Annotated in this window: 22 protein-coding genes; 12 read left to right on the forward strand and 10 right to left on the reverse strand. The window is 75.2% G+C overall.

Annotated features, from left to right (window positions below):
• Window positions 1-53: 53 nt before the first annotated feature.
• On the reverse strand, window positions 54-716 hold the full coding sequence (locus ACI78Q_RS07420; RefSeq protein WP_456922683.1) for a mycothiol-dependent nitroreductase Rv2466c family protein: 663 nt from the start codon (window positions 714-716) through the stop codon (window positions 54-56).
• A gap of 146 nt (window positions 717-862) precedes the next feature.
• On the opposite strand from ACI78Q_RS07420, the gene pepN reads away from it, so the two are divergent.
• Window positions 863-3,415, forward strand: a complete 2,553-nt coding sequence (pepN, locus tag ACI78Q_RS07425; RefSeq protein WP_456922684.1) for an aminopeptidase N — start codon at window positions 863-865, stop codon at window positions 3,413-3,415.
• A 118-nt stretch (window positions 3,416-3,533) separates the two neighbouring features.
• Here the strand turns inward: pepN and ACI78Q_RS07430 are convergent, their stop codons facing one another.
• From ACI78Q_RS07430 to ACI78Q_RS07440, 3 genes are read right to left on the reverse strand one after another with little or no spacing between them, the layout of a single operon-like run.
• Complete coding sequence (locus ACI78Q_RS07430; protein ID WP_456922685.1) at window positions 3,534-3,998, reverse strand: DUF5130 family protein; 465 nt, start codon at window positions 3,996-3,998, stop codon at window positions 3,534-3,536.
• A gap of 49 nt (window positions 3,999-4,047) precedes the next feature.
• Window positions 4,048-4,311: an aa3-type cytochrome oxidase subunit CtaJ gene (ctaJ, locus tag ACI78Q_RS07435; protein ID WP_456922686.1), complete on the reverse strand. Its 264-nt coding sequence runs from the start codon at window positions 4,309-4,311 to the stop codon at window positions 4,048-4,050.
• A 38-nt stretch (window positions 4,312-4,349) separates the two neighbouring features.
• The gene (locus ACI78Q_RS07440) at window positions 4,350-5,783 is read right to left on the reverse strand and encodes an amidase (RefSeq protein WP_456922687.1); all 1,434 of its coding nucleotides are present in this window, start codon (window positions 5,781-5,783) and stop codon (window positions 4,350-4,352) included.
• A 33-nt stretch (window positions 5,784-5,816) separates the two neighbouring features.
• Between ACI78Q_RS07440 and kynU the strand changes: the two genes are divergently transcribed.
• Window positions 5,817-7,073 carry a kynureninase gene (gene kynU, locus ACI78Q_RS07445; RefSeq protein WP_456922688.1) on the forward strand — a complete coding sequence of 419 codons (1,257 nt, stop codon included), beginning with the start codon at window positions 5,817-5,819 and terminating at the stop codon, window positions 7,071-7,073.
• Here kynU and ACI78Q_RS07450 read toward each other — a convergent pair whose 3' ends face one another.
• From ACI78Q_RS07450 to ACI78Q_RS07465, 4 genes are all read right to left on the reverse strand, one after another.
• Window positions 7,074-7,760 carry a class F sortase gene (locus ACI78Q_RS07450; protein ID WP_456922689.1) on the reverse strand — a complete coding sequence of 229 codons (687 nt, stop codon included), beginning with the start codon at window positions 7,758-7,760 and terminating at the stop codon, window positions 7,074-7,076.
• 1 nt (window position 7,761) lies between these two features.
• Window positions 7,762-8,922 carry a hypothetical protein gene (locus ACI78Q_RS07455; RefSeq protein ID WP_456922690.1) on the reverse strand — a complete coding sequence of 387 codons (1,161 nt, stop codon included), beginning with the start codon at window positions 8,920-8,922 and terminating at the stop codon, window positions 7,762-7,764.
• 214 nt (window positions 8,923-9,136) lie between these two features.
• A complete protein-coding gene (locus ACI78Q_RS07460; RefSeq protein ID WP_456922691.1) occupies window positions 9,137-10,000 on the reverse strand; it encodes an SCO6745 family protein in 864 nt (287 codons plus the stop codon).
• Window positions 9,997-10,512, reverse strand: coding sequence for an HNH endonuclease (locus ACI78Q_RS07465; RefSeq protein ID WP_456922692.1), 516 nt, complete (start codon window positions 10,510-10,512; stop codon window positions 9,997-9,999). The genes ACI78Q_RS07460 and ACI78Q_RS07465 overlap by 4 nt, the downstream gene beginning before the upstream one ends.
• A gap of 216 nt (window positions 10,513-10,728) precedes the next feature.
• Between ACI78Q_RS07465 and ACI78Q_RS07470 the strand changes: the two genes are divergently transcribed.
• Window positions 10,729-12,807: a prolyl oligopeptidase family serine peptidase gene (locus tag ACI78Q_RS07470; RefSeq protein WP_456922693.1), complete on the forward strand. Its 2,079-nt coding sequence runs from the start codon at window positions 10,729-10,731 to the stop codon at window positions 12,805-12,807.
• 203 nt (window positions 12,808-13,010) lie between these two features.
• Here the strand turns inward: ACI78Q_RS07470 and ACI78Q_RS07475 are convergent, their stop codons facing one another.
• Window positions 13,011-13,991 (reverse strand): ABC transporter substrate-binding protein, encoded by a 981-nt coding sequence (locus tag ACI78Q_RS07475; protein WP_456922694.1) that lies wholly within the window; start codon window positions 13,989-13,991, stop codon window positions 13,011-13,013.
• A gap of 240 nt (window positions 13,992-14,231) precedes the next feature.
• Between ACI78Q_RS07475 and ACI78Q_RS07480 the strand changes: the two genes are divergently transcribed.
• The 5 genes from ACI78Q_RS07480 (at window position 14,232) to ACI78Q_RS07500 (ending at window position 20,367) form a co-directional block, all read left to right on the forward strand.
• Window positions 14,232-15,251 (forward strand): mechanosensitive ion channel family protein, encoded by a 1,020-nt coding sequence (locus ACI78Q_RS07480; protein ID WP_456922695.1) that lies wholly within the window; start codon window positions 14,232-14,234, stop codon window positions 15,249-15,251.
• Window positions 15,252-15,328: 77 nt separating this feature from the next.
• On the forward strand, window positions 15,329-16,564 hold the full coding sequence (locus ACI78Q_RS07485) for an MFS transporter (RefSeq protein ID WP_456922696.1): 1,236 nt from the start codon (window positions 15,329-15,331) through the stop codon (window positions 16,562-16,564).
• Window positions 16,561-16,995: a globin gene (locus ACI78Q_RS07490; protein WP_456922697.1), complete on the forward strand. Its 435-nt coding sequence runs from the start codon at window positions 16,561-16,563 to the stop codon at window positions 16,993-16,995. The genes ACI78Q_RS07485 and ACI78Q_RS07490 overlap by 4 nt, the downstream gene beginning before the upstream one ends.
• 82 nt (window positions 16,996-17,077) lie before the next feature.
• The gene (locus ACI78Q_RS07495; RefSeq protein ID WP_456922698.1) at window positions 17,078-18,661 is read left to right on the forward strand and encodes a glycoside hydrolase family 13 protein; all 1,584 of its coding nucleotides are present in this window, start codon (window positions 17,078-17,080) and stop codon (window positions 18,659-18,661) included.
• A gap of 161 nt (window positions 18,662-18,822) precedes the next feature.
• Window positions 18,823-20,367, forward strand: a complete 1,545-nt coding sequence (locus ACI78Q_RS07500) for an ATP-binding cassette domain-containing protein (RefSeq protein WP_456922699.1) — start codon at window positions 18,823-18,825, stop codon at window positions 20,365-20,367.
• A 12-nt stretch (window positions 20,368-20,379) separates the two neighbouring features.
• Here the strand turns inward: ACI78Q_RS07500 and ACI78Q_RS07505 are convergent, their stop codons facing one another.
• Entirely contained in the window at window positions 20,380-20,748 is a 369-nt protein-coding gene (locus ACI78Q_RS07505; protein WP_456922700.1) for a hypothetical protein, read from the reverse strand.
• A gap of 595 nt (window positions 20,749-21,343) precedes the next feature.
• Here ACI78Q_RS07505 and ACI78Q_RS07510 point away from each other — a divergent pair.
• The 4 genes from ACI78Q_RS07510 to ACI78Q_RS07525 are packed head-to-tail and all read left to right on the forward strand — an operon-like array spanning window position 21,344 to window position 23,821.
• The gene (locus ACI78Q_RS07510; protein WP_456922701.1) at window positions 21,344-21,910 is read left to right on the forward strand and encodes a biotin transporter BioY; all 567 of its coding nucleotides are present in this window, start codon (window positions 21,344-21,346) and stop codon (window positions 21,908-21,910) included.
• An 8-nt stretch (window positions 21,911-21,918) separates the two neighbouring features.
• Complete coding sequence (locus ACI78Q_RS07515; protein WP_456922702.1) at window positions 21,919-22,650, forward strand: energy-coupling factor ABC transporter ATP-binding protein; 732 nt, start codon at window positions 21,919-21,921, stop codon at window positions 22,648-22,650.
• Window positions 22,650-23,285 (forward strand): energy-coupling factor transporter transmembrane component T family protein, encoded by a 636-nt coding sequence (locus ACI78Q_RS07520; RefSeq protein ID WP_456922703.1) that lies wholly within the window; start codon window positions 22,650-22,652, stop codon window positions 23,283-23,285. The genes ACI78Q_RS07515 and ACI78Q_RS07520 overlap by 1 nt, the downstream gene beginning before the upstream one ends.
• Window positions 23,286-23,299: 14 nt before the next feature.
• Window positions 23,300-23,821: an MOSC domain-containing protein gene (locus ACI78Q_RS07525; RefSeq protein ID WP_456922704.1), complete on the forward strand. Its 522-nt coding sequence runs from the start codon at window positions 23,300-23,302 to the stop codon at window positions 23,819-23,821.
• Window positions 23,822-23,895 lie beyond the last annotated feature (74 nt).

Genomic DNA, 23,895 nt, shown 5'->3' on the forward strand with positions numbered 1-23,895 from the left:
CCACAAAGGCCGCCGTCCGGGCGGCCATCGTGGCCACTCTGGCCCGTCGGGCTTCAGCGGCGGGTGACCTCGAGGGCGTCGGCCGGGACGGAGTCCATGTCGGGCCCGGACAGGCGGGTGCGCTTGAGCTCCCAGAAGTCCGGCAGGTTGGCCAGCAGGACCGCGCCGTCGAACGCCTTGCCGGCGTCCTCCCCGGTCGGCACCTTGCTGATCACCGGGCCGAAGAAGGCCACGCCGTCGATGTGCATGACCGGCGTGCCGACGTCGTCGCCGACCGGGTCCATGCCCTCGTGGTGGCTCTTCTCCAGGGCCTCGTCGTACTCGGTGGAGGTGGCGGCCTCGGCCAGCGACGCCGGGAGCCCGACCCGCTCCAGCGCCGGGGCGATCAGCTCGTCGAGCTCGACGCCCTCGTGGTGGCGCAGCGTGCCCATCGCCGTGTAGAGGTCGCCGAGGACCTCGTCGCCGTGCTGCTGGGCCGCGGCGATGGCGAGCCGGACCGGGCCGATCGCCTTCTTCATCATCTCCTGGTACTGCTCCGGCAGGTCACGGCCGCGGTTGAGCACGGCCAGGGACATGACGTGCCAGTGCAGGTCGATGTCGCGGACCTTCGCCGCCTCGAGGACCCAGCGGCTGGTGAGCCAGGCCCACGGGCACAGGGGGTCGAACCAGAAGTCGACGCGGGCCTTCACGGGCGAGCTCTGCACTGCCTCGGTCATGTCTCACTCCTCGCTGGCGAACGGTGCGCCGGATGACTGTCCTGCCCGTCCCCAAGTCGGACGGAGTGGTGGTTGTTCCCTCAACCGGATGGCGGTCCGCCGTCGACCGGGGAGGGCCGTCGTCCCTCCGTGGGAAGCTGCCGTGCGTGGCCGTACCCAACCTGACCCGCGATGACGCCGCCCGCCGTGCCCAGCTGCTGGCGGTGGACGGCTACGACGTCCAGTTCGACCTCACCGACGGCGCCGGGCGACCCGGCGAGCACACCTTCGGGTCGACCACCACGGTGCGGTTCACCTGCCGCGAGCCCGGCGCCGACACCTTCATCGACCTGGTCGCCGAGCGGGTGCGCTCGGCCACCCTCAACGGGGTCGAGCTCGACGTCGCCACCTACACCGAGGAGGGCGGCCTGCCGCTGCCCGGGCTGGCCGCGGAGAACACCCTCGTCGTCGAGGCCGACTGCCGGTACTCCAACTCCGGGGAGGGGCTGCACCGCTTCGTCGACCCGGAGGACGGTCAGGTCTACCTGTACACGCACTTCGAGCCGGCCGAGGCCAAGCGCGTGTTCGCCTGCTTCGACCAGCCCGACCTCAAGGGCACCTACACGGTGCACGTGACCGCGCCGTTCGACTGGCAGGTCGTCTCCAACACCGGCGGGCGCACGGTCGACGCCGGGCCGGGCGGCTCGCAGCTGCTGCACTTCGAGCCGACCAAGCGGCTGTCGACCTACCTGCTGGCCCTCATCGCCGGACCGTACGCGAAGGTCACCGACTCCCACGGCGGCATCCCGCTCGGGCTGTACTGCCGCGCCTCGCTGGCGAAGTACCTCGACCCGGAGGAGCTGCTCCGGGTCACCAAGCAGGGCTTCGACTTCTACCACCGGGTGTTCGACTACCCGTACCCGTTCGACAAGTACGACCAGCTGTTCGTGCCGGAGTTCAACGCCGGGGCGATGGAGAACGCCGGCGCCGTCACCATCCTCGAGGACTACGTCTTCCGGTCCAGGGCCACCCGGGCCCGCTACGAGCGGCGCGCGGAGACCGTGCTGCACGAGCTGGCCCACATGTGGTTCGGCGACCTCGTGACCATGCGCTGGTGGGACGACCTGTGGCTCAACGAGTCCTTCGCCACCTACATCTCCACCCTGTGCCAGGCCGAGGCGACCGAGTACACGACCGCGTGGACGACGTTCGCCAACACCGAGAAGGCGTGGGCCTACGCGCAGGACCAGCTGCCCTCCACCCACCCCATCGCCGCCGACATGGTCGACGTCGCGGCGGTCGAGGTGAACTTCGACGGCATCACGTACGCCAAGGGCGCCTCGGTGCTCAAGCAGCTGGTGGCCTACGTCGGCCGGGAGGAGTTCCTCCGCGGCGTGCAGCGCTACTTCCGCACCCACGAGTACGGCAACACGACCCTCGCCGACCTCCTCGACCCGCTGTCGGAGGCCACCGGCCGTGACCTGTCGGCGTGGGCCGAGCAGTGGCTGCAGACCAGCCAGGTCAACACCCTGCGGCCGGTCCTGGAGCTCACCGACGACGGCCGGTACGCCTCCTTCGCCATCGAGCAGACCGCGGTGCCCGAGCACCCGGTGCTGCGCCGGCACCGGCTCGCCGTGGGCCTCTACGACACCGGCCCGGACGGGCTGACCCGCACCACCCGGGTGGAGCTCGACGTCGACGGCGAGCGCACCGAGGTGCCGGAGCTGGTCGGGCACCCGGCCGCGGACCTCGTGCTGGTCAACGACGACGACCTCACCTACGCCAAGCTGCGGCTGGACGACCGCTCGCTGACCACGCTCAAGACGGGCATCGGCACCCTCCCCGACCCGCTGGCGCGTGCGCTGTGCTGGTCGGCGGCCTGGGACATGACCCGGGACGCCGAGCTGCCCGCCCGCGACTGGGTGGCGCTGGTGCTGGCCGGGGTCGACGCCGAGACCGAGATCAGCGTCGTCCAGTCACTGCTGGCGCGGGTGCAGACCGCCCTGGCCAGCTACGCCGACCCGCGCTGGGCCGAGACCGGCTGGCGCGCGCTGGCCGACAAGGCGCTGGCCGCGCTGGAGGCGGCCGAGCCGGGCAGCGACACCCAGCTGCAGTGGTCGCGGACCCTCGCCGGCGCGGCCCGCACCGAGGCGCACGCGGCCTACCTGCGCCGCCTGCTCGACGGCTCGCACGTCGTCGAGGGGCTGCCGGTGGACGCCGACGCCCGCTGGGCGTTCCTGAACGGGCTGGTCGCCATCGGCGCGGCCGGGGACGCCGAGATCGAGGCCGAGGAGGTCCGCGACGCGACCGCCACCGGTGCGCGCCGGGCGGCGACGGCGCGGGCGCTGCGGCCGACGGCGGAGTCGAAGGAGGAGACCTGGCAGCGGGCCTTCACCGAGGACACGATCCCGAACGCGGTGCACGAGGCGATGCTGCAGGGGTTCTGGCACCCCGCCCAGCGGGAGCTGACCGCCGGTTTCGTGGAGCGCTACTTCACCGACATCCGCCCGCTCTGGGACCGCCGTCCCGGCGAGATCGCCAAGAACGCGGTGCAGTACCTGTTCCCGCCGGTGGTCGAGCTGCGCACGGTCCAGGCCGCGGACGCCTGGCTGGCCGGCGAGGACCACCCCGCCCCGCTGCGGCGGCTGGTCGCCGAGGGCCGGGACGGCATCGCCCGGGCGCTGCGGGCCCGCGAGCGGGACGCCGCCGCGAACGGCTGAGGGAGGACCGCACACGAGAGGCCCAGGACCCGGTGGGTCCTGGGCCTCTGTCGGCTGGAGTGGTCGGCCCCCTGCAGGGTCCCGCCGCGAGCGTGCGAGGGGGGCAGGGAGTCCTCTCTCAGTGGGCGCGCAGGTACCGCGGGTGGCCGGCCTGGTCCGAGAGCTGGCGCAGCCCGTTGACGATCCCGCCGACCAGGTCGCCGGAGGCGAAGGCGTTGGTCATCGACAGCACCGCGAGCGCGCAGGCGCGGTCGGGCAGCCGGCGGGACGCGGCCGCGCCGACGACGACCTCCACGACCCGCTGCCCGGGCGAGATCGCCAGCAGCACCGACTCGGGGAGGGTGCCGCCGGAGTGCTCGAAGAGCTCCTCGGCGCGGCGCCGGGTCTGCGACCCGAGCTCGCCGACGTAGAGGGTGAACCGCAGGCCGGTCTCCCGGGAGGACATCGTCAGCGCCTCGTCCAGGCGCAGCAGCTCCCGGTAGCTGAAGATCGAGTCGGGGGACTCGGCCTCGTCGGTGCGCGTCGCCGCCGTCCCGGCGGACGTCGCCGTGTCGTGCGACGTGGCTTCCAGCGCGCGGGTCATCTCCGGCCTCCCGGGGCGTTCTCGGTGGGGGTGCAGGTGCTCATTGCCGTCACCAGGTCCCGCGGGCGCCGCCGTAGGGGCGGCCGGAGGCCGACGTCCCGGCGGTCAGGGCGTGCGAGCCGTGGTGGCCGTCGCCGTGCCCGCCGGAGGCGGTGTGCGGCTCGAACCAGACGGGCTCGTGCTCCCACGGCTGCCCCGGCTTGTAGCGCGCCTTCCGGTTGCGCGCTCCGGGCAGGAACGTCAGCAGCGCCAGGACGGCGATCACGGCCAGCGGGGCCACCACGTAGACGAGGAGGGTCTCGGCGACGGTCACGGGCCACAACCTACCGTCAGCCGCCCCGCGCCTCCTGGTCAGTCCCACCCTGCGGGGTGGCGTCCCGCCCAGGGCCGTGCCGCCTCCAGCTGGGCCGAGAGCGCGATCAGCGTCGCCTCGTCGGCGGGCCGGCCCACGAGCATGCTGCCGACCGGCAGACCGCCGTCCGTCCAGTGCAGCGGGACGCTCACCGCGGGCTGGCCGGTCACGTTGAAGACGGCGGTGAACGCCGCGTAGCGCTTCTGCCGTTCGAAGTCCGCGGCGCCGTCCCCGTCGGCGTCGAACCAGCCCAGCGGGCGCGGCGTCATGGTGGTGACCGGCGCCAGCAGGACGTCGAACCCCGCGGTCGCCTGGATGAAGCGGCGGGAGAACAGCCGCAGCGCGGTGAGCGCCTCCATCGCCGACTGCGCCGACTGCGCCAGCCCGCGGGCGCGCAGCTCCCGGGTGAGCGGGCGCAGCTCCCCCGCCCGCTCGGAGGGCACCGGCAGCAGCGTCCCGGAGAGGGTCCAGGCCCGCTCGAAGGCCGCCAGCACGTCCGGCCCGAGCAGGCCGCCCGGCACGTCCTCGACGTCGTGCCCCAGCTCCTCGAGCAGGCGGGAGGCGTCGTCGAAGGCCGCCTGCACCTCCGGGTCGAGCGTGACGTCGGGCATCGGCGAGGTCAGGTGCCGGCCGATCCGCAGCCGCCCGACCGGCCGGTCGGCGTAGCCCAGGAACGTCTCCCCCGGCGGGGGCGGCGGGGCCCACGTGGCGTCCCCGGGCACCGGGCCGGCCATCGCGTCGAGCATGGCCGCGGCGTCCCGCACGGTGCGCGCGAGCGGCCCGTTGGTGCCCAGACCGGTGACGTCGCCGCCGAGGGGGGCGTTGCTGACCCGGCCCCGGCTGGGCTTGATGCCGTACAGCCCGTTGATGCTGGCCGGGATGCGGATCGACCCGCCGCCGTCGCTGCCCTGCGCGAACGGCAGCATCCCCGCGGCCACCGCCACCGCCGCACCGCCGCTGGACCCGCCGGCCAGCCGGGTGCGGTCCCAGGGACAGCGCGCCGGGCCCGCCAGGACGTTGTCGGTGTAGCAGGGGAACCCGAACTCAGGTGTGTTCGTCTTGCCGACGCTGATCGTCCCGGCGGCGGCCAGGGCGGTGACCACGTGGTCGTCGACGGTCGCGACGTTGTCGGCGAAGAGCGCCGAACCGAACGTCGTCCGGACGCCGGCGGTGTTGTTGAGGTCCTTGATCGCGGTGGGGACGCCGAGCAGTGGGGGCAGCTCGCCGCCCCGGCGCAGGCGCTGCTCGGCGCGGCCGGCCGCGGCCAGCGCCCGCTCGGGGGTCACGGTGAGGAACGCCCCCAGGCCGGGGTCGAGGGCCTCGATCCGGCGCAGCGCGTGCTCGACGAGCTCGGTGGGGGTCACCTCCCCCGCCCGGACGGCGGCGGCCTGCTCGAGCGCGGTCAGGTCGTGCAGCTGCGTTCCCGGCGTCACGCCCGGCGACGCTAGCCCGGTAGACAGGACGGCGTGGACCTCTCCCGCACCGCTGCCGCGCACCTGGACGCCACGGACCCCCTGGCCGGCTTCCGCTCCCGGTTCGCCGGCGCCGGAGACGACGGCGTGCTGTACCTCGACGGCAACTCCCTCGGGCGGATGCCCCGGGAGACCCCGGCCGCCCTGGCCCGGGTCGTGGAGGATGAGTGGGCGCGGGGGCTGGTGGGCTCGTGGTCGTCGTGGATCGGCACCGCCACCCGCATCGGCGACCTCCTCGCCGAGGGGGTGCTGGGCGCTCGCCCGGGGGAGGTGCTGGTCAGCGACTCGACGTCGGTGGACCTCTACAAGCTGCTGGTCGCCGCGGCCGACGCCCGCCCGGGCCGCGACGTGCTCGTCTGCTGCGCCGACGACTTCCCCACCGACCGCTACATCGTCGCCGGGGTCGCCGCGGCGCGCGGGATGACGGTGCGCGAGGTGCCGGCCGACGTCGACGAGGGGCTGGACCCGGCCGTACTGGCCGGGGCGCTCGACGAGCGGGTCGCCGTCGTCGTCCTCTCCGCCGTCGCCTACCGCTCCGGGGCGCTGGCCGACGTCCCCGCGGTCACCGCCGCCGCCCGGGAGGTGGGCGCGCTGGTGCTGTGGGACCTCTCCCACGCCGCCGGTGCGGTGCCGGTCGACCTCGCCGCCAACGGCGCCGACCTGGCCGTCGGCTGCACCTACAAGTACCTCAACGGCGGGCCCGGCGCCCCGGCGTTCCTGTACGTGCGGCGCGAGCTGCAGGAGCAGCTGCGCCAGCCGATCTGGGGCTGGTTCGGCCAGCGCGACCAGTTCGAGATGGGCCCGGCCTACGACCCCGTGCCCGGCATCGAGCGGTTCGGCGTCGGGACGCCGCCGGTGGTCGCCATGGCCGCGGTCGAGGTGGGGGCGCGGCTGGTCGCCGAGGCCGGGGTGGAGCGGCTGGCCGCCAAGGGCCGGGCTCTGGGCGAGCTGACCCTGGCCCTGGCCGACGCCTGGCTGGTCCCGCGCGGGATGGCGCTGGCCTCCCCCCGCGACCCGGCCCGGCGCGGCTCGCACGTCACCCTCGCCCACCCGCAGGCCTGGCAGCTCACCCAGGCCCTCGTCGACCGCGGCGTCGTGCCCGACTTCCGGGCGCCGGACCGCGTGCGGCTGGGCCCGGCGCCGCTCTACACCCGCTTCGTCGACGTGTGGGACGCGATGGACCGCCTCCGCGAGGTGCTGGCCACCGGCGCCCACGAGGGCTACCCCGTGGAGCGCGCCCGCGTCACCTGATCAGGCCTGTGCGACCACGACGAAGTTCTCCGTCGCGGCGCGCCCGTCGGCCCGCTGGAAGCAGGTGATGAGCACCAGCCGGCCCGGCACCGCCCGCCAGACCTCGTCGGCCGCGGCGAGCTCTCCCTTCGCGTAGCGGGCGGTGCTCTGCACGGTGTAGCTGACCGTGCCGTCCGGTGTCCGGACGTCGACGACGTCGCCCGGACCGACCGCGCCCCGCCGGTGGTCGGCGGTCAGCAGCGGGCCGAAGCCGTCGTCCCCGCGGCCGGCCGAGTGGGCCGCGATGTAGAGGGTGTTGTCGGCCTGCTCGGCGCCGGCCACCGGCGCGCCGTAGGCCTCGATCCAGTAGGCGGCGGTCAGCGTCGGTGGGTCGATCACCCCGCGCTCCGGCGTGAGGGGCAGCAGCGGGAGGTCCAGGCCCACGGAGTCGATCGCCACGTGCACCGACGACGACGGCGTGGCCCGCGCGGTCGGCGTCGGGCTCGGCGAGGGGCTCTCCGATGGTGCCGCCGCCGTCGCTACGGCCGTCGCGGACGCCGACGGCGTGGTCGGCGCCGCGGCCGCGGCCGGTCCGGTCGCCGGGCCCGAGTGCAGCCCGACGCCCAGGACCAGCACCCCGGTGACGCCGAGCGCGGCGGCCCCCGAGAGAGCCGCCGCGCGCCGGGTCGGTCGGGTCAGCCGCGGCACGTCACTCCCCGGCGGCGCGGCGCCCGGGGCGCAGGACGGCCGCGGTGGCCAGGCCGGCGGCGACGACCATGCCGCCACCGAGGAAGACCAGCGGGGAGACGTCGGTGCCGGCGGCGGGCTCGACCCAGCCGGTCTCCGAGCGCAGGCCCTGGTTCTGCGCCGGGGTCACCGGAGCCGCCGTCACCGGAGCGGCCGTGACCTCGATGTCGAAGCTGGTGACCGACAGCTCGGAGGGGTTGGTCGTGCCTGCGCCCGGGAGCCGGCTGGGCACGCCGAGCAGCACCTCCAGGTGGTAGCGACCGGCCGCGAGGCCCGGCGGGAGCGTGACGGTCAGCCCCTCCGGGCCGAGCTGCGTCCGGTGCTCGAACTCGGCAGACACGCCGCCGTGGGCGTCCCGGGTCTGCAGGGAGGTCCACACGAACGGGGACTGCGGGTCCCCGAGTCCGAGGGCCCGCAGACGCGAGCCGGACGGAACGGGCAGCGACAGGTCCGAGCCGGCGACCACGGTGGCCGTCACGCACGGGGTGGACGCGCCGGCCGGGCACCCGAGCGCCGCGGTGGCGACCAGCTGCGGGACGGCGTACTGGAGGAAGCCGGGGATCGTGCCCGTGAACCGGTACTGGTAGCTCAGCGGGTCGATGAACGTGATCCCGGCGCCCACGCCCGTGGCCGGCGTGATGCCGGCGAAGGACAACCTCGCGTAGGGGCCGTTGACACCGTCATCGGCCGGCATCACGACGTCGTACCAGCCGTCGCCGAGGGCGGTCACGACCAGCTGGTCTGCCGGCAGCGCGGCGCCGGTGGAGTAGCTCCGCGTGGGGACGGCACCCGGTGCCGGCATGAGGTCGAGCGAGGCCACCATGGCACTGGCGTCGACCTGCTGGGGCAGGTGCAGGCGCGCCGACCCGGTGTAGGCCATGTCGACAAACCGGGTCTCGGGGTCGGCGTACGGGACGAAACCGGGGTGCTCGCCCACGTTCTCCTTGGGGCGGAGGCTCAGCTCCACCTCTGCCGGGTCCAGGGACACGGTCACGGGGGCGGTGCTCGCGGCGGGCGCCGCGAGCACCGCCGGAGCGGCCAGGCCGAGGAACGTGAGACCGACCAGGCCGAGCACCCCGAGGCGCGCGGCGGTGCGACGCCGGGGAGTGGTGCGGAGGGACATGCGCGGCAGCGCCTTCCGGGTCAGTGGCGCTCACCGCGCCGGTGATCCGGAACGTATCGGTCCTCGTGTGCCCTCTGGCGAAGAAGCACGCCAATGTCACGCGTGTAGGCAATGAGGCTGTGGAGCACTGCCGAGGCAGCGACGATCCGCCCGCTGCCAGACATCGACAGTTGCCAACTGTGCGCGCCTGCGGCGGCATACACCACCAAGCCGGTCAGTCGGGGTCGGGGACGCCGATCGGGTTGCGCTCCGGCCACAACCCGGCCGCCAGGACGGCGCGGCGGACCGGCCCCAGCAGCTCGGCCAGCCGGTCGCAGTGCGGGTCGCCCAGTTCCCGCCACGGGCCCAGGGCCAGCCGGTCGGTGTCGGCCTCGACCGTGGCGACGATCGCGGCCCCCTCGGCGGTGAGCTCCTCCCCCGCCAGCCAGCCGCGGCCGGCCAGGTGGTCCGCGGCGGCGTCCCACGCCTCGGCGTCCCAGCCGCGGGCGCGCATGAGCCACTCCTTCTCCGTCCGACCCGCCGCGGCCGCCAGGACGTGTGCCCCCACCCCGGAGATCTCCCGCTGCAGCAGCGCGGCGTTGTGCCCGTCGCCCCGGTGCTCCCGCAGCGTGGTGAGCGCCTGCCACACCGCCAGGTGCGGCTCCTCCGGCAGCGGCAGGCCCGCGTTGGCCGCGGCCAGCGGGCGACCGGGCAGGTCGACGGCCCGCGCGGCGGCGGTGAGCAGACCCGCCGCCTCGAGGGCCTCCGCCGAGCCCGGCCAGTCGGCGCCGAGCACCCGCCGGACGGCGGCGTCCACCCCCGCCAGCCGGGCCTCCAGCGCCCGCGCCGGTGTCACCGACCGCCAGACGGCCGGCACCCGGCGGGCCACGAACGACGGCGCGAAGTTGTAGAAGGTCGCCGTCACGACCTCGGGTCCGGCCGGGCCCAGCGGGGCGGCGCGCAGCGCGAAGTAGGTCGACCAGAACCCGTCCAGTCCGGCGGCCTCGGCGGCCGACCGGCACTCGTCGGCGAAGTAGGTGAGCGCGTGGTACGGCTCGCCGAGCGCCCACAACCGCCGCGCCGTCGCCGGCGAGGTCATGCACTGACGCTCTCGGGCACGCCCAGCCACTCCCGCCAGCGCGGGTCGACGGTGCGGGCGCCGAGCAGCCGCCAGGCCGCGCCGCTGGGCGTCCGCGGCGGGTGGGGCAGCTTCCACCCCAGCTCCGCCAGCGACCGGTCGGCCTTGGTGTGGTTGCAGCGTCGGCACGCCGCGACCACGTTGTCCCAGGTGTGGGTACCGCCGCGGCTGCGGGGGACGACGTGGTCGATGCTCGTCGCCGAGGACCCGCAGTACACGCAGGTGGAGCCGTCGCGGGTGAACACCGCCCGCCGGGACAGCGGCACCTGCGCCGGGTAGGGCACCCGCACGTAGCGGGTCAGCCGCACCACCACGGGTACCGGGAGGGTCACCGACTCCGAGTGCACCTCCTCCGGCGAGCAGTCGACGGAGACGGCCTTGTCGGCGAGCACGAGCACGATGGCGCGACGGCTGGAGACGACGCACAGCGGCTCGTACGTGGCGTTGAGCAACAGCGTCGCGGCGCTGGTCACCCGCGCGGGGGCAGGCGGCGCCGGTGGGGAGTGGGGGTCGCGCCGCGGACCTGGATGGCCTGCGGACGACCCGTGGTGAGGACGCGGCACGGGGCACCTCCGAGCGCCCGGGGCCGCGCGCCGGGTGCAGTGCGACCCGTGGGCTCCCCCATTCTGGCCTGGACCGGGGCCTGCGCGCCTTCGGGGAGCGACGGCGGCCTCGTTACCGTGGCGCGGGTGCGCTATCCCGAAGCCCCCCGGCTCGACCTCGTCGAGCACCTGCACGGACACGCCGTCACCGATCCGTACCGCTGGCTCGAGGACCCGGCCGACCCGCGGACGGTCGAGTGGACCCGCGCCCAGGACGCGCTGACCGCGGAGGCCCTGGCCGCACTGCCGCTGCGCGACCGGTTCGCCGCGCGCCTGGAGGAGCTGGTCCACGCCGGCGCCGTCGGCGTCCCGGTGTGGCGCGCGGGCCGCGCCTTCTCCACCCGGCGCGACCCCGGGCAGGAGCACGCCGTCCTGCGCGTGCGCGAGCCCGACGGCACCGAACGGGTGCTCGTCGACCCGATGGCCGTCGACCCCTCCGGCACGACCACCCTCGACGCGTGGTCACCCTCGTGGGAGGGCGACCGGCTGGCCTACCAGCTGTCCACCGGCGGCGACGAGGAGTCGCGGCTGTACGTGCTCGACGTCGCCACGGGCGAGCAGCTCGACGGGCCGGTCGACCGCTGCCGGTACTCCCCCGTGGCCTGGCTGCCCGGCGGCGAGGAGCTGTTCTACGTCCGCCGGCTGGCGCCCGATCTCGTGCCCGCCGGCGAGGAGCAGTTCCACCGCCGGGTGTGGCGCCACCGCGTCGGCACCGACCCGGACGGCGACGTCCTGGTGCACGGCGAGGGCAGCGACCCCTCGACCTACTTCGGGGCGCGCACCAGCCGCGACGGCCGGTGGCTGGTCGTCTCCGCCTCCGTCGGCACCGCCCCGCGGGACGACGTGTGGCTGGCCGACCTCACCGCGGACGGCGTCCTGCGCGAGCTCCAGGTCGGCGTCGACGCCCAGACCGCGGCCTGGGTGGCGCGCGACGGCCGGCTGTGGCTGATGAGCGACCGCGGCACCCCGCGCTGGCGGCTGGCGGTCGCCGACCCGGCCGATCCGTCGACCTGGGCACCGGAGGCGTGGCGGGACGTCGTCCCGCAGCAGGCGGACGGCGTCCTCACCGACGTGGCCCTCGTCGACGGCCCGGACGGCGGCCTGCAGGTGCTCGCCGTGCACTCGGTCGACGCCACGGACCGGCTGTCGGTGTGGGCCGGGGACGGCTCCGGCCGGGTGGCCGAGGTGTCCGACCTGGCCCCGGGCAGCGTGTCCGGGGTGAGCGCGCCGCCGGAGGGCGGCACCACCGCGTGGGTGGGCTTCACCGACCACGCCACCCCGCCGTCGGTGCTGCGCTGGGACGCCGCCGAGCCGACCGCCCTGACCGGGTGGGAGCAGGCGCCGGTGGCCGGCGAGGTGCCGCAGGTCCGGGTCGTGGAGACCCACGCGACCTCCGCCGACGGGACGCCGGTCCACCTGTTCGTGCTGTCCGGGAGCGGCGCCCCCGACACCCCGCGCCCGGCGGTGCTCTACGGCTACGGCGGCTTCAACGTCGCCCTCACCCCCTCCTACACGGCGCAGGCGCTGGCCTGGGTGGCGGCCGGGGGCGTGTGGGCGGTGGCCAACCTGCGCGGCGGCTCCGAGCACGGCGAGGAGTGGCACCGCGCCGGCATGCGCGAGCGCAAGCAGAACGTCTTCGACGACTTCGCCGCGGCCGGGGAGCACCTGGTGGCCCAGGGGTGGACGACGCACGCACAGCTCGCGGTGATGGGCGGCTCCAACGGCGGCCTGCTGGTCGGGGCGACCCTCACCCAGCGGCCCGACCTCGCGGCGGCCGTCGTCTGCAGCGCGCCGCTGCTGGACATGGTCCGCTACGAGCGCTTCGGCCTGGGCCGCACCTGGAACGACGAGTACGGCTCCGCAGAGGACCCGACCGAGCTGGGCTGGCTGCTGGGCTACTCGCCCTACCACCGGGTGGTGGAGGGCACCGCCTACCCGGCGGTGCTGTTCACGACGTTCGAGTCCGACACCCGGGTCGACCCACTGCACGCCCGCAAGCTCGCGGCGGCGCTGCAGCACGCGACCACCGCGCCGGCGCCGGTGCTGCTGCGCCGGGAGACCGAGGTGGGCCACGGCGCCCGCGCGGTCAGCCGCACCGTGGGGCTGGCCGCCGACCAGCTGGCGTTCCTCGCCGCGCACACCGGGCTGGGCTCCGCGGCGGGGTGAGCCCGGAGGCGGGCAACGACATCCGGGGCGCCTCGGACGCACACCGGGCCGGGAGTCTTGCGGTGTCGTGCCTGCTCTCGCGGTCGCGCAGTGCCGCACGAGCACGGAGAACGCCGCGAGAGCCGGCCTGACCGGCTGAACGGGACCGGGCCCCGCCCCCCTCCTGAGCGGAGAGGGACGGGGCCCGGCGTCCCCTGCGGGGTTCAGTTCTCGAAGTAGAGCTCGTCGAGCTCGACGTCGCCCTCGATGATGCCGTCCTGCTCACCGAGCTGGAGCAGCAGCTCGACCGACTCCCGGTTGATCTCGCTCTGGAACGTCGGCAGCGTCAGTTCCTGGGCGACCTCCGGCGCGATCTGGGTGTACTCGCCGAGCACCTCGCGGACCTGGTCGGGGTTGGCCTGGGCGTACTCCTGGGCCTCGACCATCGCCTCGGCGAAGGACTCGACGACGTCGGGGTTCTCCGCCGCGTACTGGTCGGAGGTGAAGTACCCGGCCACCGTCAGGTCGTCGTCGGTCTCGACGTACGGGAAGGAGACCCGGCGCAGGCCCGCGGCCTCACCGGCGGTCGCGGTCGGCTCGACGGCGAACGCGGCGTCGACCTGGCCGGTGGTCACCGCGGCCACCATGTCGGGGAAGGGGATCTCGACGAACTCGATGGTCGTCGGGTCGCCGCCGGCCTGCCGCACGCTCTCGCGGACGACGGTGTCGCTGATGTTGTTGATCGAGTTGATCGCCACCCGCAGGCCCGGCAGGTCCGCCGCGCTCTGGACGGGGCTGTCGGCCGGGACGACGACGGCGGCGAAGTCGTCCTCGAGGTTGCCGGTCGCGCCCGGGCCCGGGGCGACCAGGGCCAGCGGGACGCCGCGCCCGGTCGCCTGCAGGAGGCTGGTGATGTTGGAGAAGCCGAACTGGGCCTCACCGTTGACGACGGCCGGCACGATCGCCGCGCCACCCTGCGCGAGGAAGGGCTCGACCTCCAGGCCGGCCTCCTCGAAGATCCCCTGCTGGATGCCGAGGTAGAGCGGGGCCACGTCGACGATCGGGATGGCACCCACGCGGATCGAGGTCAGGCCGCCACCCTCGCCCCCACCCCCGCCCCCGCCGGCGGACTCCTCGTCGCCGCCTCCACACGCGGCCAGCACCACGGTGCTGGCGAGGGTGAGGCTGATCAAGGTACGACGCACTGGTCCTCCAGGAACTGGCTGTTGCAGGTCGGGGCGCGTGTTCTCCGCGTCCCGACGGATGGTCGGCGGCGGACGCTAGGTGGTCGTCCAGAGCACGTCAACACGCGCGCCGGGGCCTTTACCGCTTCGTGCCCGCTCCGGTACCGGACCGTGGCCGGAGGGCGGGGACGGGGCGATCGGCGGCGTGGGAGGCTCGGGAGTGATCCCCTTTCGGGCGGGGAACCTGAGAGTATTTCCGTGATGACTGCTTCACCCTCCGTACTCGCTGCTGCCGACGACGGCCTGACCGGGTCCGTCCCCGACTGCGCCGACTACTGGCTCTGCCAGCAGGTCTACGACTGGTTCGGGATGGACTGGCTGGCGGAGAACGCGCAGGCCCTGATCGCCAAGCCGACGAAGATCCTGCTGATCGTCGTCCTCGCCACGCTGGTCCGGTACCTGGCCCACCGCGCGATCCGCCGGCTGACCGAGCGCACCGCGACCGGCGCCGTCCCCTCGATCCTGCGCGGACGGCGTGCCCGCGCCACGGCGCAGGGCGACGCCCTCCTCGACCAGCTCGCCGCCCGCCGCACACAGCGGGCCGAGGCCATCGGCTCGGCGCTGCGCTCGTTCGCCTCGATCGTGGTGCTCGGCATCGCCGTGGTGCTCGTGCTCGGCGAGCTCGGCATCAACCTGGCGCCGATCCTCGCCAGCGCCGGCGTGGTCGGCGTCGCGCTGGGGTTCGGTGCGCAGAACCTGGTGAAGGACTTCATCGCCGGGATCGGCATCATCCTGGAGGACCAGTACGGCGTCGGCGACGTCGTCGACCTGGGTGAGGCCAGCGGCACCGTCGAGGCGGTCGGGCTGCGCATCACCCGGTTGCGCGACGTGAACGGCGTGGTCTGGTACGCCCGCAACGGCGAGATCCTGCGGGTGGGCAACAAGAGCCAGGGTTACGCACAGGTGGTCATCGACATGCCGGTCGCCCACGACACCGACCTGGAGCGGTGCCGGACGATCATGCAGGAGGTGGCCGACGAGATGTACGCCGAGGAGGAGTGGGCCCCCGCGCTGCTGGCGGCGCCGGAGTCCCTCGGCGTCGAGCAGATCACCTCGGAGGGCGTCTTCATGCGGCTGCAGGTGCGCAGCACCAACGCCGACCAGTGGCGGGTCGGGCGCGAGCTGCGCATGCGGCTCAAGGAGCGCTTCGTCGCCGAGGGCATCCGCACCCCGCTGCCGCTGCTCAGCGCGGCGTCCGGCGCCGGGGCAGGAGCCCGCTGAGCGGGGGTGCGCCGGCGGGCCCGAGCCCGGCCGGCGCGACGCGCACGCGCCCGGCGACCTTCCGTGAGGTCTTCGCCGTGCGGGAGTTCCGGCCGCTCGCCGGCAGCTACCTGCTGTCCACGATCGGCGACGAGCTCGCCCGCGTCGCGCTGACCGTCCTGGTCTACCAGCGCACCTCCTCCCCGCTGCTCTCGGCGATCACCTTCGGCATCAGCTACCTGCCGTGGCTGGTCGGCGGCCCGCTGCTGTCGACGCTGGCCGACCGGCTGCCCCGCCACCGGGTCCTGATCACCGCCGACGTCGCCCGCGCCCTGCTCGTCACCGGCATGGCGGTCCCCGGCACGCCGCTCGGGGTGCTGCTGGCCCTCCTGCTGCTGGTCGCGCTGTGCGCGCCCCCGTTCGAGTCGGCCCGCTCGGCCCTGATGGCCGACGTGCTCGACGGCGACCGGTACGCGGTCGCCACCTCGCTGACCAACATCGGTTCCCAGGTCGCCCAGATGGCCGGGTTCCTGCTCGGCGGGGTCCTGGTGGCGCTGCTGAGCCCCTCGGCGGTGCTGCTGCTCGACGCCGCCACCTTCGTGCTGTCGGCGTGCTGGCTGAAGGCCCGCCTGCGGCCCCGCCCCGCCCCGGACGACGGGCGGGCGAGCGAGCCGCGATCGGTGTGGCGGGGCACGGGTGAGGGGCTGCGGCTGATCGCGCGCACCCCGCGGCTGCGGGCGATCATCGCCCTCACCTGGGTGGGCACCCTGTTCGCCAACGCGCCCGAGGGCATCGCCACCCCGCTGGCCGACGAGCTCGGGCAGGGCGCCACGCAGGTGGGTCTGCTGCTCGCGGCCAACCCGCTGGGCGTCACCGTCGGCGGGCTGCTGGTCGCCCGGGCCCTCACCCAGGAGCGCCGCGAACGGCTGGTGCCGACCCTGGTGCTGCTGTCCCTGGTGCCGGTGCTGCTGGCCGGGCTGGTCGCCGTCTGGGCCGGCCCGGGCCGCGGGGCCTACGCGGTCGTGGTCGCGCTGACGTTCGTGGCCGGCCTCGGCGCGGCCTGGGTGATCCCGCTCAACGTCGCGTTCGTGCAGGCCGTGCCCGCGGCCTACCGCGGCCGCGCCTTCGGGGTGGCGGCCAGCGGGCTGTACGGCGTCCAGGGGCTCGGGGTGCTGGTCGCCGGCCTCGCGGCCGAGGGGCTGCCGGCCGGTGGCGTGTGGGCGCTGCTCGGCGCGGTCGGCCTGCTCGCCGTCGTCCCGCCGCTGGTCGCCTACCGACGTACGCAGGGTCACGTGGCAGCAGGCGCCGAGCCTGCGGGACGATCGGTGGCATGAGCCAGTCCAGCCGGTCCCTGCCCTCGGCACGGACGTTCTACGACGAGGTCGGCGGCGAGCCGACCTTCCGGCGGCTGGTGGCCCGCTTCTACGCCGGGGTGCGCACCGACCCGGTGCTGGCGCCGCTCTACCCGCAGGACGACTGGGAGGGCGCCGAGACCCGGCTGCGCGGGTTCCTCGAGCAGTACTGGGGCGGGCCGACGACGTACTCCGAGCAGCGCGGGCACCCGCGGCTGCGCATGCGCCACGCGCCGTTCGCGATCGGCCCCGCCGAGCGCGACGCCTGGCTGGCACACATGCGCGACGCCGTCGACTCCCTGGAGCTGTCCGCCGAGCACGACGCCACGCTGTGGGGCTACCTGGAGATGGCTGCCCGCAGCATGCAGAACCGCTGGCCCGACGACGCGCCCGGCACCCTCTCCACCGTCTGAACAAGGGCCCCGTCCTCACGCCTCGCAGGCTCGGCGCGAGCCTCTGGACGGGGCCGAACGCCCGCACACCCCGAGGAGCCCGGTGCTGTCCCCTTCCGCTGCCCGCACGACCGGCGCCGACTGGTGGCGCGACGCGGTCTTCTACCAGGTCTACATCCGCAGCTTCGCCGACGGGAACGGCGACGGCGTGGGTGACCTCGCCGGCATCCGCGCCCGGCTGCCGCACCTGGTGGAGCTCGGCGTCGACGCGCTGTGGATCACGCCGTTCTACCCCTCCCCCATGGCCGACCACGGGTACGACGTGGCCGACCCCCGCGACGTCGAGCCGGTCTTCGGCGACCTCACCGAGTTCGACGCGCTCCTGGCCGAGGCCCACGCCGCCGGCATCCGGGTGACCGTCGACCTGGTGCCCAACCACAGCTCGCACCAGCACGAGTGGTTCCAGGCGGCGCTGGCCGCGGCGCCCGGCTCTCCCGAGCGGGCGCGGTACCTCTTCCGCGACGGCCGCGGCCCGGACGGCGCCGAGCCCCCCAACAACTGGCCCTCGGTGTTCGGCGGGCCGTCGTGGACGCGGGTGCCCGGCGGCCAGTGGTACCTGCACCTGTTCGCCCCGGAGCAGCCGGACCTGGACTTCACCAACCCCGAGGTCGTGGCCGACCTCGAGGCGACGATGCGCTTCTGGCTGGCCCGCGGCGTCGACGGCTTCCGGATCGACGTCGCGCACGGCATGGCCAAGCCCGCCGGGCTGCCGGACATGGAGCCGATGGAGGACACCGGCCTGCTCGACGACCACGGCCCCGGCGACCGCCGCTTCGACGACGACGGCGTCCACGAGGTGCACCGTCGGATCCGGGCGGTGCTCGACGAGCACCCCGGCACGATGGCCGTCGGCGAGGTGTGGGTCTCCGACGACGACCGGCTGGCGCAGTACCTGCGCCCCGACGAGCTGCAGCTGGCCTTCAACTTCAAGCTGCTCACCGCCGACTGGGACGTCGACGAGCTGCGCGACGCCGTCGTCCACTCGCTGGCCACCGTGGCGGGCACCCCCGCGCCGGCCTGCTGGGTGCTGTCCAACCACGACCGGCCGCGGCACGTCACCCGCTACGGCGGCGGGGAGGTGGGCACCCGGCGTGCTCGGGCGGCGGCGCTGCTGCAGCTGGCCCTGCCGGGCGCGGCCTACGTCTACAACGGCGACGAGCTCGGCATGCCCGACGTCGACCTGCCCGACGAGGCGCTGCAGGACCCGATCTGGGAGCGCTCCGGCCACGCCGAGCGCGGCCGCGACGCCTGCCGCATCCCGGTGCCGTGGTCGGGCACCGAGCCCGCGTACGGGTTCTCCTCCCGCCGCGAGACCTGGCTGCCCATGCCGGAGGGCTGGGGCCCGCTCACCGCGGAGGCGCAGGCCGCCGACCCGGGCTCGATGCTGTCGCTGTACCGGTCCGCGCTCGCGCTGCGGCGGACGTCGCCGGCGCTGCGCGGCGAGTCCCTGGAGTGGCTGCCCGCACCGGCAGGCTGCCTGGCGTTCCGCCGTCCCGGTGGGCTGGTGTGCCTGGTCAACGTCTCCGGGGAGGCCGTGCCGCTGCCCGAGGGCGAGGTGCTGCTGGCCAGCGCCGACGTGACCGGCGGCGTCGTCCCCGCCGACACCGCGGTGTGGCTGCGGGCCTGAGCCGGACGCGCCCGGAGGGCCTCCCGGACGCCGCGGTTCGGGAGGCGCCACCCCCGTGCGCGGGTAGCATCGGACCCGTGACGGGGCGTCGCGGGGGACGCTGAGACGACGATCGACCGACCCCGTGGTCGGGGACCACTGCGGGGGGAGGCCGCCCGTCCATGACGCTGCTCGAGGTCGAGGGCATGACCAAGTCCTTCGGCGGCAGGCGGGTCCTGCGGGAGGTCTCCTTCCGCATCGCCGAGGGCGAGATCGTCGGGCTCGTCGGCACCAACGGCGCGGGCAAGTCCACCCTCGGTGACATCGTCTCCGGGATCACCGCGGCCGACGCCGGGACGATGACGCTGGACGGCTCCCCCTACGCCCCCCTGTCGGCGGACGACGCCCGCCACGTCGGGGTCGGGGTCGTCGAGCAGCTGGTGCGGATCGACCCGGGGCTCACCCTCGCCCAGGCCGTGTTCCGGGGTACGCCGCACGCCGGGCGCCCGCAGGCCGAGCTGCGCGAGCAGGCACGGGTGCTGCTCGCCGAGGTCGACCTCGACGCCGACCCGGACACCCTCGTCGGGGACCTGCCCCACTTCGTGCACCCCCTGGTGGAGACCGCCCGCGTGCTCGCCGAGGACACCCGGCTGGTCGTGCTCGACGAGGTGTCGGCTGTCCTGCTGCCCTCGGAGGTCACCCGGCTGCACGCGGTCGCCGGCCGGCTGAGCCGGCAGGGCCGGGGCGTGCTCTACATCAGCCACCGGCTGCCGGAGATGCTCGAGGTGGTCGACCGGGTGCTGGTGCTGCGCGAGGGCCGGATCGCGCTGGACTGCCCGAGCGCTTCCCTGGACCCCGTGCGGCTGGCCGCCGAGACGGTGGGCGGGCCGGTGTCCCTGCCGGTGCGCCGTGAGCCGGCGGCCGTCCCGCTCCCCCCGCTCTCCCCGCCCGAGGAGGCCCCGGCCCCGCGGGGGGCCCGCCCGGCGCCCTCCGAGGAGGTGGCCCTGTCGGTCCGCAACCTGCGGGTTCCGGGGCGGGTCGAGGGGGTGGACCTCCTGCTGCGCCGGGGCGAGGTCGTCGGCCTGACGGGACACCGCACGTCCGGCGTCCGGGAGATCGCCGGCGCCCTCACCGGCGAGCTGCCCGCGCTCAGCGACGAGGCCGTGCTGCACGGGGAGCCGCGCTCGCTGGACCCCTCGGCGGAGGACGCCGCCCTGCGGCTGCCCGCGTACCGGCCGGACGACGACGCCTACGGGGTCGATCCCGGCGAGACGATCGCCCGCACCCTCACCGACGAGCCGTGGGGCGCGCTCACCGACCTGCGCAAGGAGATCGCCTCGCTGCGGAGGGTCATCAGGACCGTCCACCGGCTCGACGTCAAGACGCTGAGCATCCGGACGTCCGTCGGCGCGCTGTCCGGCGGCGACCAGCACAAGCTCGCGCTGGCCCGCTGGATGGCCTCGGCCCGGGACGTCGTCGTGCTGCACGAGCCGGCCCGCGGTCTGGACGTCCGGGCCCGCCAGCAGGTGCGCCAACTGATCGACGAGGCGACCGCGCACGGCACCTCGGTCGTCGTGGTGTCGGTGGACCCCGACGAGCTGGCCGACTTCTGCGACCGGGTCGGCATCGTGGCCGACGGCCGCGTCGCCCGCTGGATCGACACCGGCGAGCTCGCCGTCGACGCCGTGCGGGAGCGGATCGTCGAGGCCGCCACCGCCGCCGCCTGAGGCGCGGCGTCGTCAGACGCTGACGGTGCTCGCGACGGCGCGGAGCTTGTGCCGCGCCAGGGCGAGGTTCGCCGTCACGCGGTTGAGCACGAGGTAGATGAACAGGCCGGAGTTGCCCTGCCCCTTGAGCACGTTGATCAGGTGGTACTGGTTCTGCAGCGTGATCAGGACGTCCTCGATCTCGTCCTTCAGCTCGAGGTCCTGGATGGTGCGCAGCTTCGCGCGCACCACGTTCGAGTTCCCCGCGGCCGCGACGTTGAGGTCGAACCCGGGCGTCCCTCCGGCCGCGAGGGCCATGCCGCTGTCGATGTCGACGATCGCGGCGCCGCTGGCGCCCTCGATCGCGAGCAGGTCGGCGATGACGTTGTCGAGCTGTGCCACGGATGGGGCTCCTGTCGTCTCGTTGGCGGGCCGCAGCGGGGTGCTGCGGACCGGATCGGGGGGCGTCCCGGCCGGGCCGGTCGAGCCGGACGCCTGTCGGCGCGCGGTGTGCCGGGGTGACGACGGTGCCGCCCCGACACGCGTCGCACCGGCCGGAGCACGGTGCGCGGCCTCCTCGTCGACGGCGGGCGGCACGTCCGGCTGCGGTGTCCGCTCCGGCCGGGACCCGTCGCCGGGTGCCCGATCCGGGTACGGCGGTCGCTGCGCGGCGAGCTCGTACGGGGTGGGGCGTCCCCACGGCCACAGCGACGCCCACCACCCGCTTGCCATGCCTTGTTCCGCCTTCGCCGAGGGGGCTCAGAACCCCAGACAACACGTCTCCGCGAGGCCGGGCAAACCGGTCGACGTATCTGCAGGTGAGCGCGCCGACACCGACGGCGACCGTCGCTGGACCCGTCGGGTCGGGCCCCCGCGCCACGGTCGACGTGCGGTCCTGGCCGGGAAACCGGCCGGAGGGCGGTGGCCGGCCCTCCGGTACGTTCCGCGGGGACCGGAGCGGGCCGGCACCGAGCGCCGCCGTCAGGAGGAGACCGCCGTGAAGACCAGGGACCTCGCCTACGTCGCGCTCTTCGCCGCGATCGTGGCCGTGCTCGGGCTGCTGCCGCCGGTCCCCGTGCCGGGCATCCCGGTGCCGATCACGGCGCAGACCCTCGGCGTGATGCTGGCCGGCTCCGTGCTCGGCGCCAAGCGCGGCGGGCTGGCGCTGCTGGTGTTCCTGGCCGTGGTCGCCGTCGGCGCCCCGGTGCTGTCGGGGGGCCGCGGCGGCCTGGGCGTCTTCGTCGGTCCGACGGCCGGCTACCTGTACAGCTGGCCGGTCGCGGCGTTCGTGATCGGCTGGCTGACCCAGCTGTTCTGGCGGCGGTTCAACCTCGCCTGGGCGCTGGTGGCCAACCTGGTCGGCGGCGTGGTCGTCATCTACGCCATCGGCATCCCGTTCACCAGCCTCTACGCCGACATCCCGCTGTCGGCGTCGTTCACCGGCGCGCTGGCGTTCATCCCCGGTGACGTGGTCAAGGCCGTGGCCGCCTCGGTGGTGGCCGTCGCCGTCCGTCGCGCATACCCGGTGATCGAGCTGCCCGCGCGGCGCGCCACCGCCGGCTGAGTCCGCTCGTGCGGTGGGGACGGCGCGCAGCCGCCGCGGCGTCCGCGGAGACCCTCCCGCGGACGGCGGTCGAGCTGCGCGGGGTCTCCCACACGTACGGCGACCGCACCGTGCTCGCCGACGTCTCGGTGACCCTGACCGAGTCCCGGGTGGGGGTGATCGGCGCCAACGGCTCGGGCAAGAGCACCTTCGCCCGGCTGCTCAACGGCCTGGTCGTGCCGACCGCGGGCACGGTGCTCGTCGACGGCCTGGACACCCGCACCCGGGCGCGGGAGGTGCGCCGGCGGGTCGGCTTCGTCTTCCAGGACCCCGACGCGCAGATCGTGCACCCCACCGTCGCCGAGGACCTCGCCTTCGGCCCGACCAACCAGGGGGTGGACGCCGCGGAGATCGCCCGGCGGGTGGACGACGTCCTGGCGCGGTACGGGCTGACCGACCACCGCGACCACCCCGCGCACCTGCTGTCGGGCGGGCAGAAGCAGCTCCTGGCCATCGCCGGTGTCCTGGTGATGCACCCGGAGCGGATCGTGTTCGACGAGCCGACCACCCTGCTCGACCTCGCCAACACCCGGCGGGTGGCCCGCGTCATCGACGAGCTGGCGCAGGACGTCGTCGTGGTGACCCACCACCTGGACCTGCTGGCCGGCTTCGACCGGGTGCTGGTGTTCGAGGACGGCCGCGTCGCCGCCGACGGCTCGCCCCCCGAGACGGTGCCCTGGTACGTGGCGAGGATGGGCTGATGCTGTCGCTGTACCTCCCGGGCACCAGCCCGGTGCACCGCGCGCCGGCCGGCCTGAAGCTGGCCGTGCTGGCAGCGCTCGGCGTCGGGCTGTTCCTGGTGTCGCGGGTGGAGGTGGTGGCCGGGGCGCTGGTCGCCGTGCTGGCGCTGGGTCTGGTGGTGGCGCGGCTGCCTGCCCGCGCACTGTGGGCGCAGGTGCGGCCGGTGTGGGTCTGGCTGGCCGCGCTGTTCGTCGTCCACCTGGTCGTGACCGGGCCGCTGACCGGTGCGGTGGCGGTGCTGCGCCTGCTCACCCTGGTGGTGGCCGCGGCGGTGGTCACCGCGACCACCCGCGTGACGGCGCTGGTGGCGGTCGTGGAGTGGCTGGCCGGGCCGCTGCGGGTGGTGGGCGTGCGCCCGGCGCGAGTGGGGCTGGTGGTCGCGATGACCCTGCGCTTCATCCCGCTGCTGGCCGAACGCGCGGCCCGGATCCGCGAGGCGCAGGCCGCACGGGGCGCCGAGCGCGTGCGGCTCGGGCTGCTCGTGCCGCTGATCATCTCGGTGCTGCAGCTGGCGCACACCCTCAGCGAGGCCCTCGACGCCCGGGGCGCCGACGACACGCCGCTGCGTGCGGCCGGCTCGACGGGGACGGCGTGACCGGGGCGGGCGTCGTGACCGGGATCTGGCTGACCGGGGAAGCGGCGGCGCCGATGCGGCGGGTGCCGTCGGCCCGGCTGCTGGCCGGCCGGGGCCTCGAGGGCGACCGGTACGCCCTCGGCGGCGGCACGTGGGCCCGGTACCCGGACCTGGAGAAGCAGCTGACGCTCATCGACGCCGGCGACGTGGCCGCCGTCGCGGCGGAGGTGGGCGTGGAGCTGACGCCCGGGGACACCCGCCGCAACGTGGTGACCACGGGGATCGACCTGCCGTCGCTGGTCGGCCGGTGGTTCGCCGTCGGCGACGCGCTGCTGTTCGGCATGAAGCGCTGCCCGCCGTGCACCCACCTGGAGCGGCTGACCGGGGCCCGGCTGGTCAAGGCGATGGTGCACCGCGGCGGGATCAACGCCGCGGTCTTCGCCGGCGCGCCGATCGCCGAGGGGGCGCCGGTGCGGCCGGTGACCGAGGAGGAGGCCGCCCGGCGGGGGGCGCCCACGGGCGCCGATCGCCCGGTGCCGCGGGTCGTCGGCGGCTGACCGCCCGCCACGCTCGCGGCCCGGTCGTCGGTCTCCGGGCGGTCGTGCTCTGCCCACCAGGGTGGGCAGAGCAC

The organism is Geodermatophilus sp. SYSU D00705, assembly GCF_054050135.1.

Coding starts and splice junctions, on each gene's coding strand:
- ACI78Q_RS07490 (WP_456922697.1), top strand. CDS start 16,561: ATGAGCCAGTCCAGCCGGTCCCTGCCCTCGGCACGGACGTTCTACGAC.
- ACI78Q_RS07500 (WP_456922699.1), top strand. CDS start 18,823: ATGACGCTGCTCGAGGTCGAGGGCATGACCAAGTCCTTCGGCGGCAGG.
- ACI78Q_RS07520 (WP_456922703.1), top strand. CDS start 22,650: ATGCTGTCGCTGTACCTCCCGGGCACCAGCCCGGTGCACCGCGCGCCG.
- ACI78Q_RS07420 (WP_456922683.1), bottom strand. CDS start 716: ATGACCGAGGCAGTGCAGAGCTCGCCCGTGAAGGCCCGCGTCGACTTC.
- ACI78Q_RS07430 (WP_456922685.1), bottom strand. CDS start 3,998: ATGACCCGCGCGCTGGAAGCCACGTCGCACGACACGGCGACGTCCGCC.
- ACI78Q_RS07460 (WP_456922691.1), bottom strand. CDS start 10,000: ATGACCTCGCCGGCGACGGCGCGGCGGTTGTGGGCGCTCGGCGAGCCG.
- ACI78Q_RS07480 (WP_456922695.1), top strand. CDS start 14,232: ATGACTGCTTCACCCTCCGTACTCGCTGCTGCCGACGACGGCCTGACC.
- ACI78Q_RS07455 (WP_456922690.1), bottom strand. CDS start 8,922: ATGTCCCTCCGCACCACTCCCCGGCGTCGCACCGCCGCGCGCCTCGGG.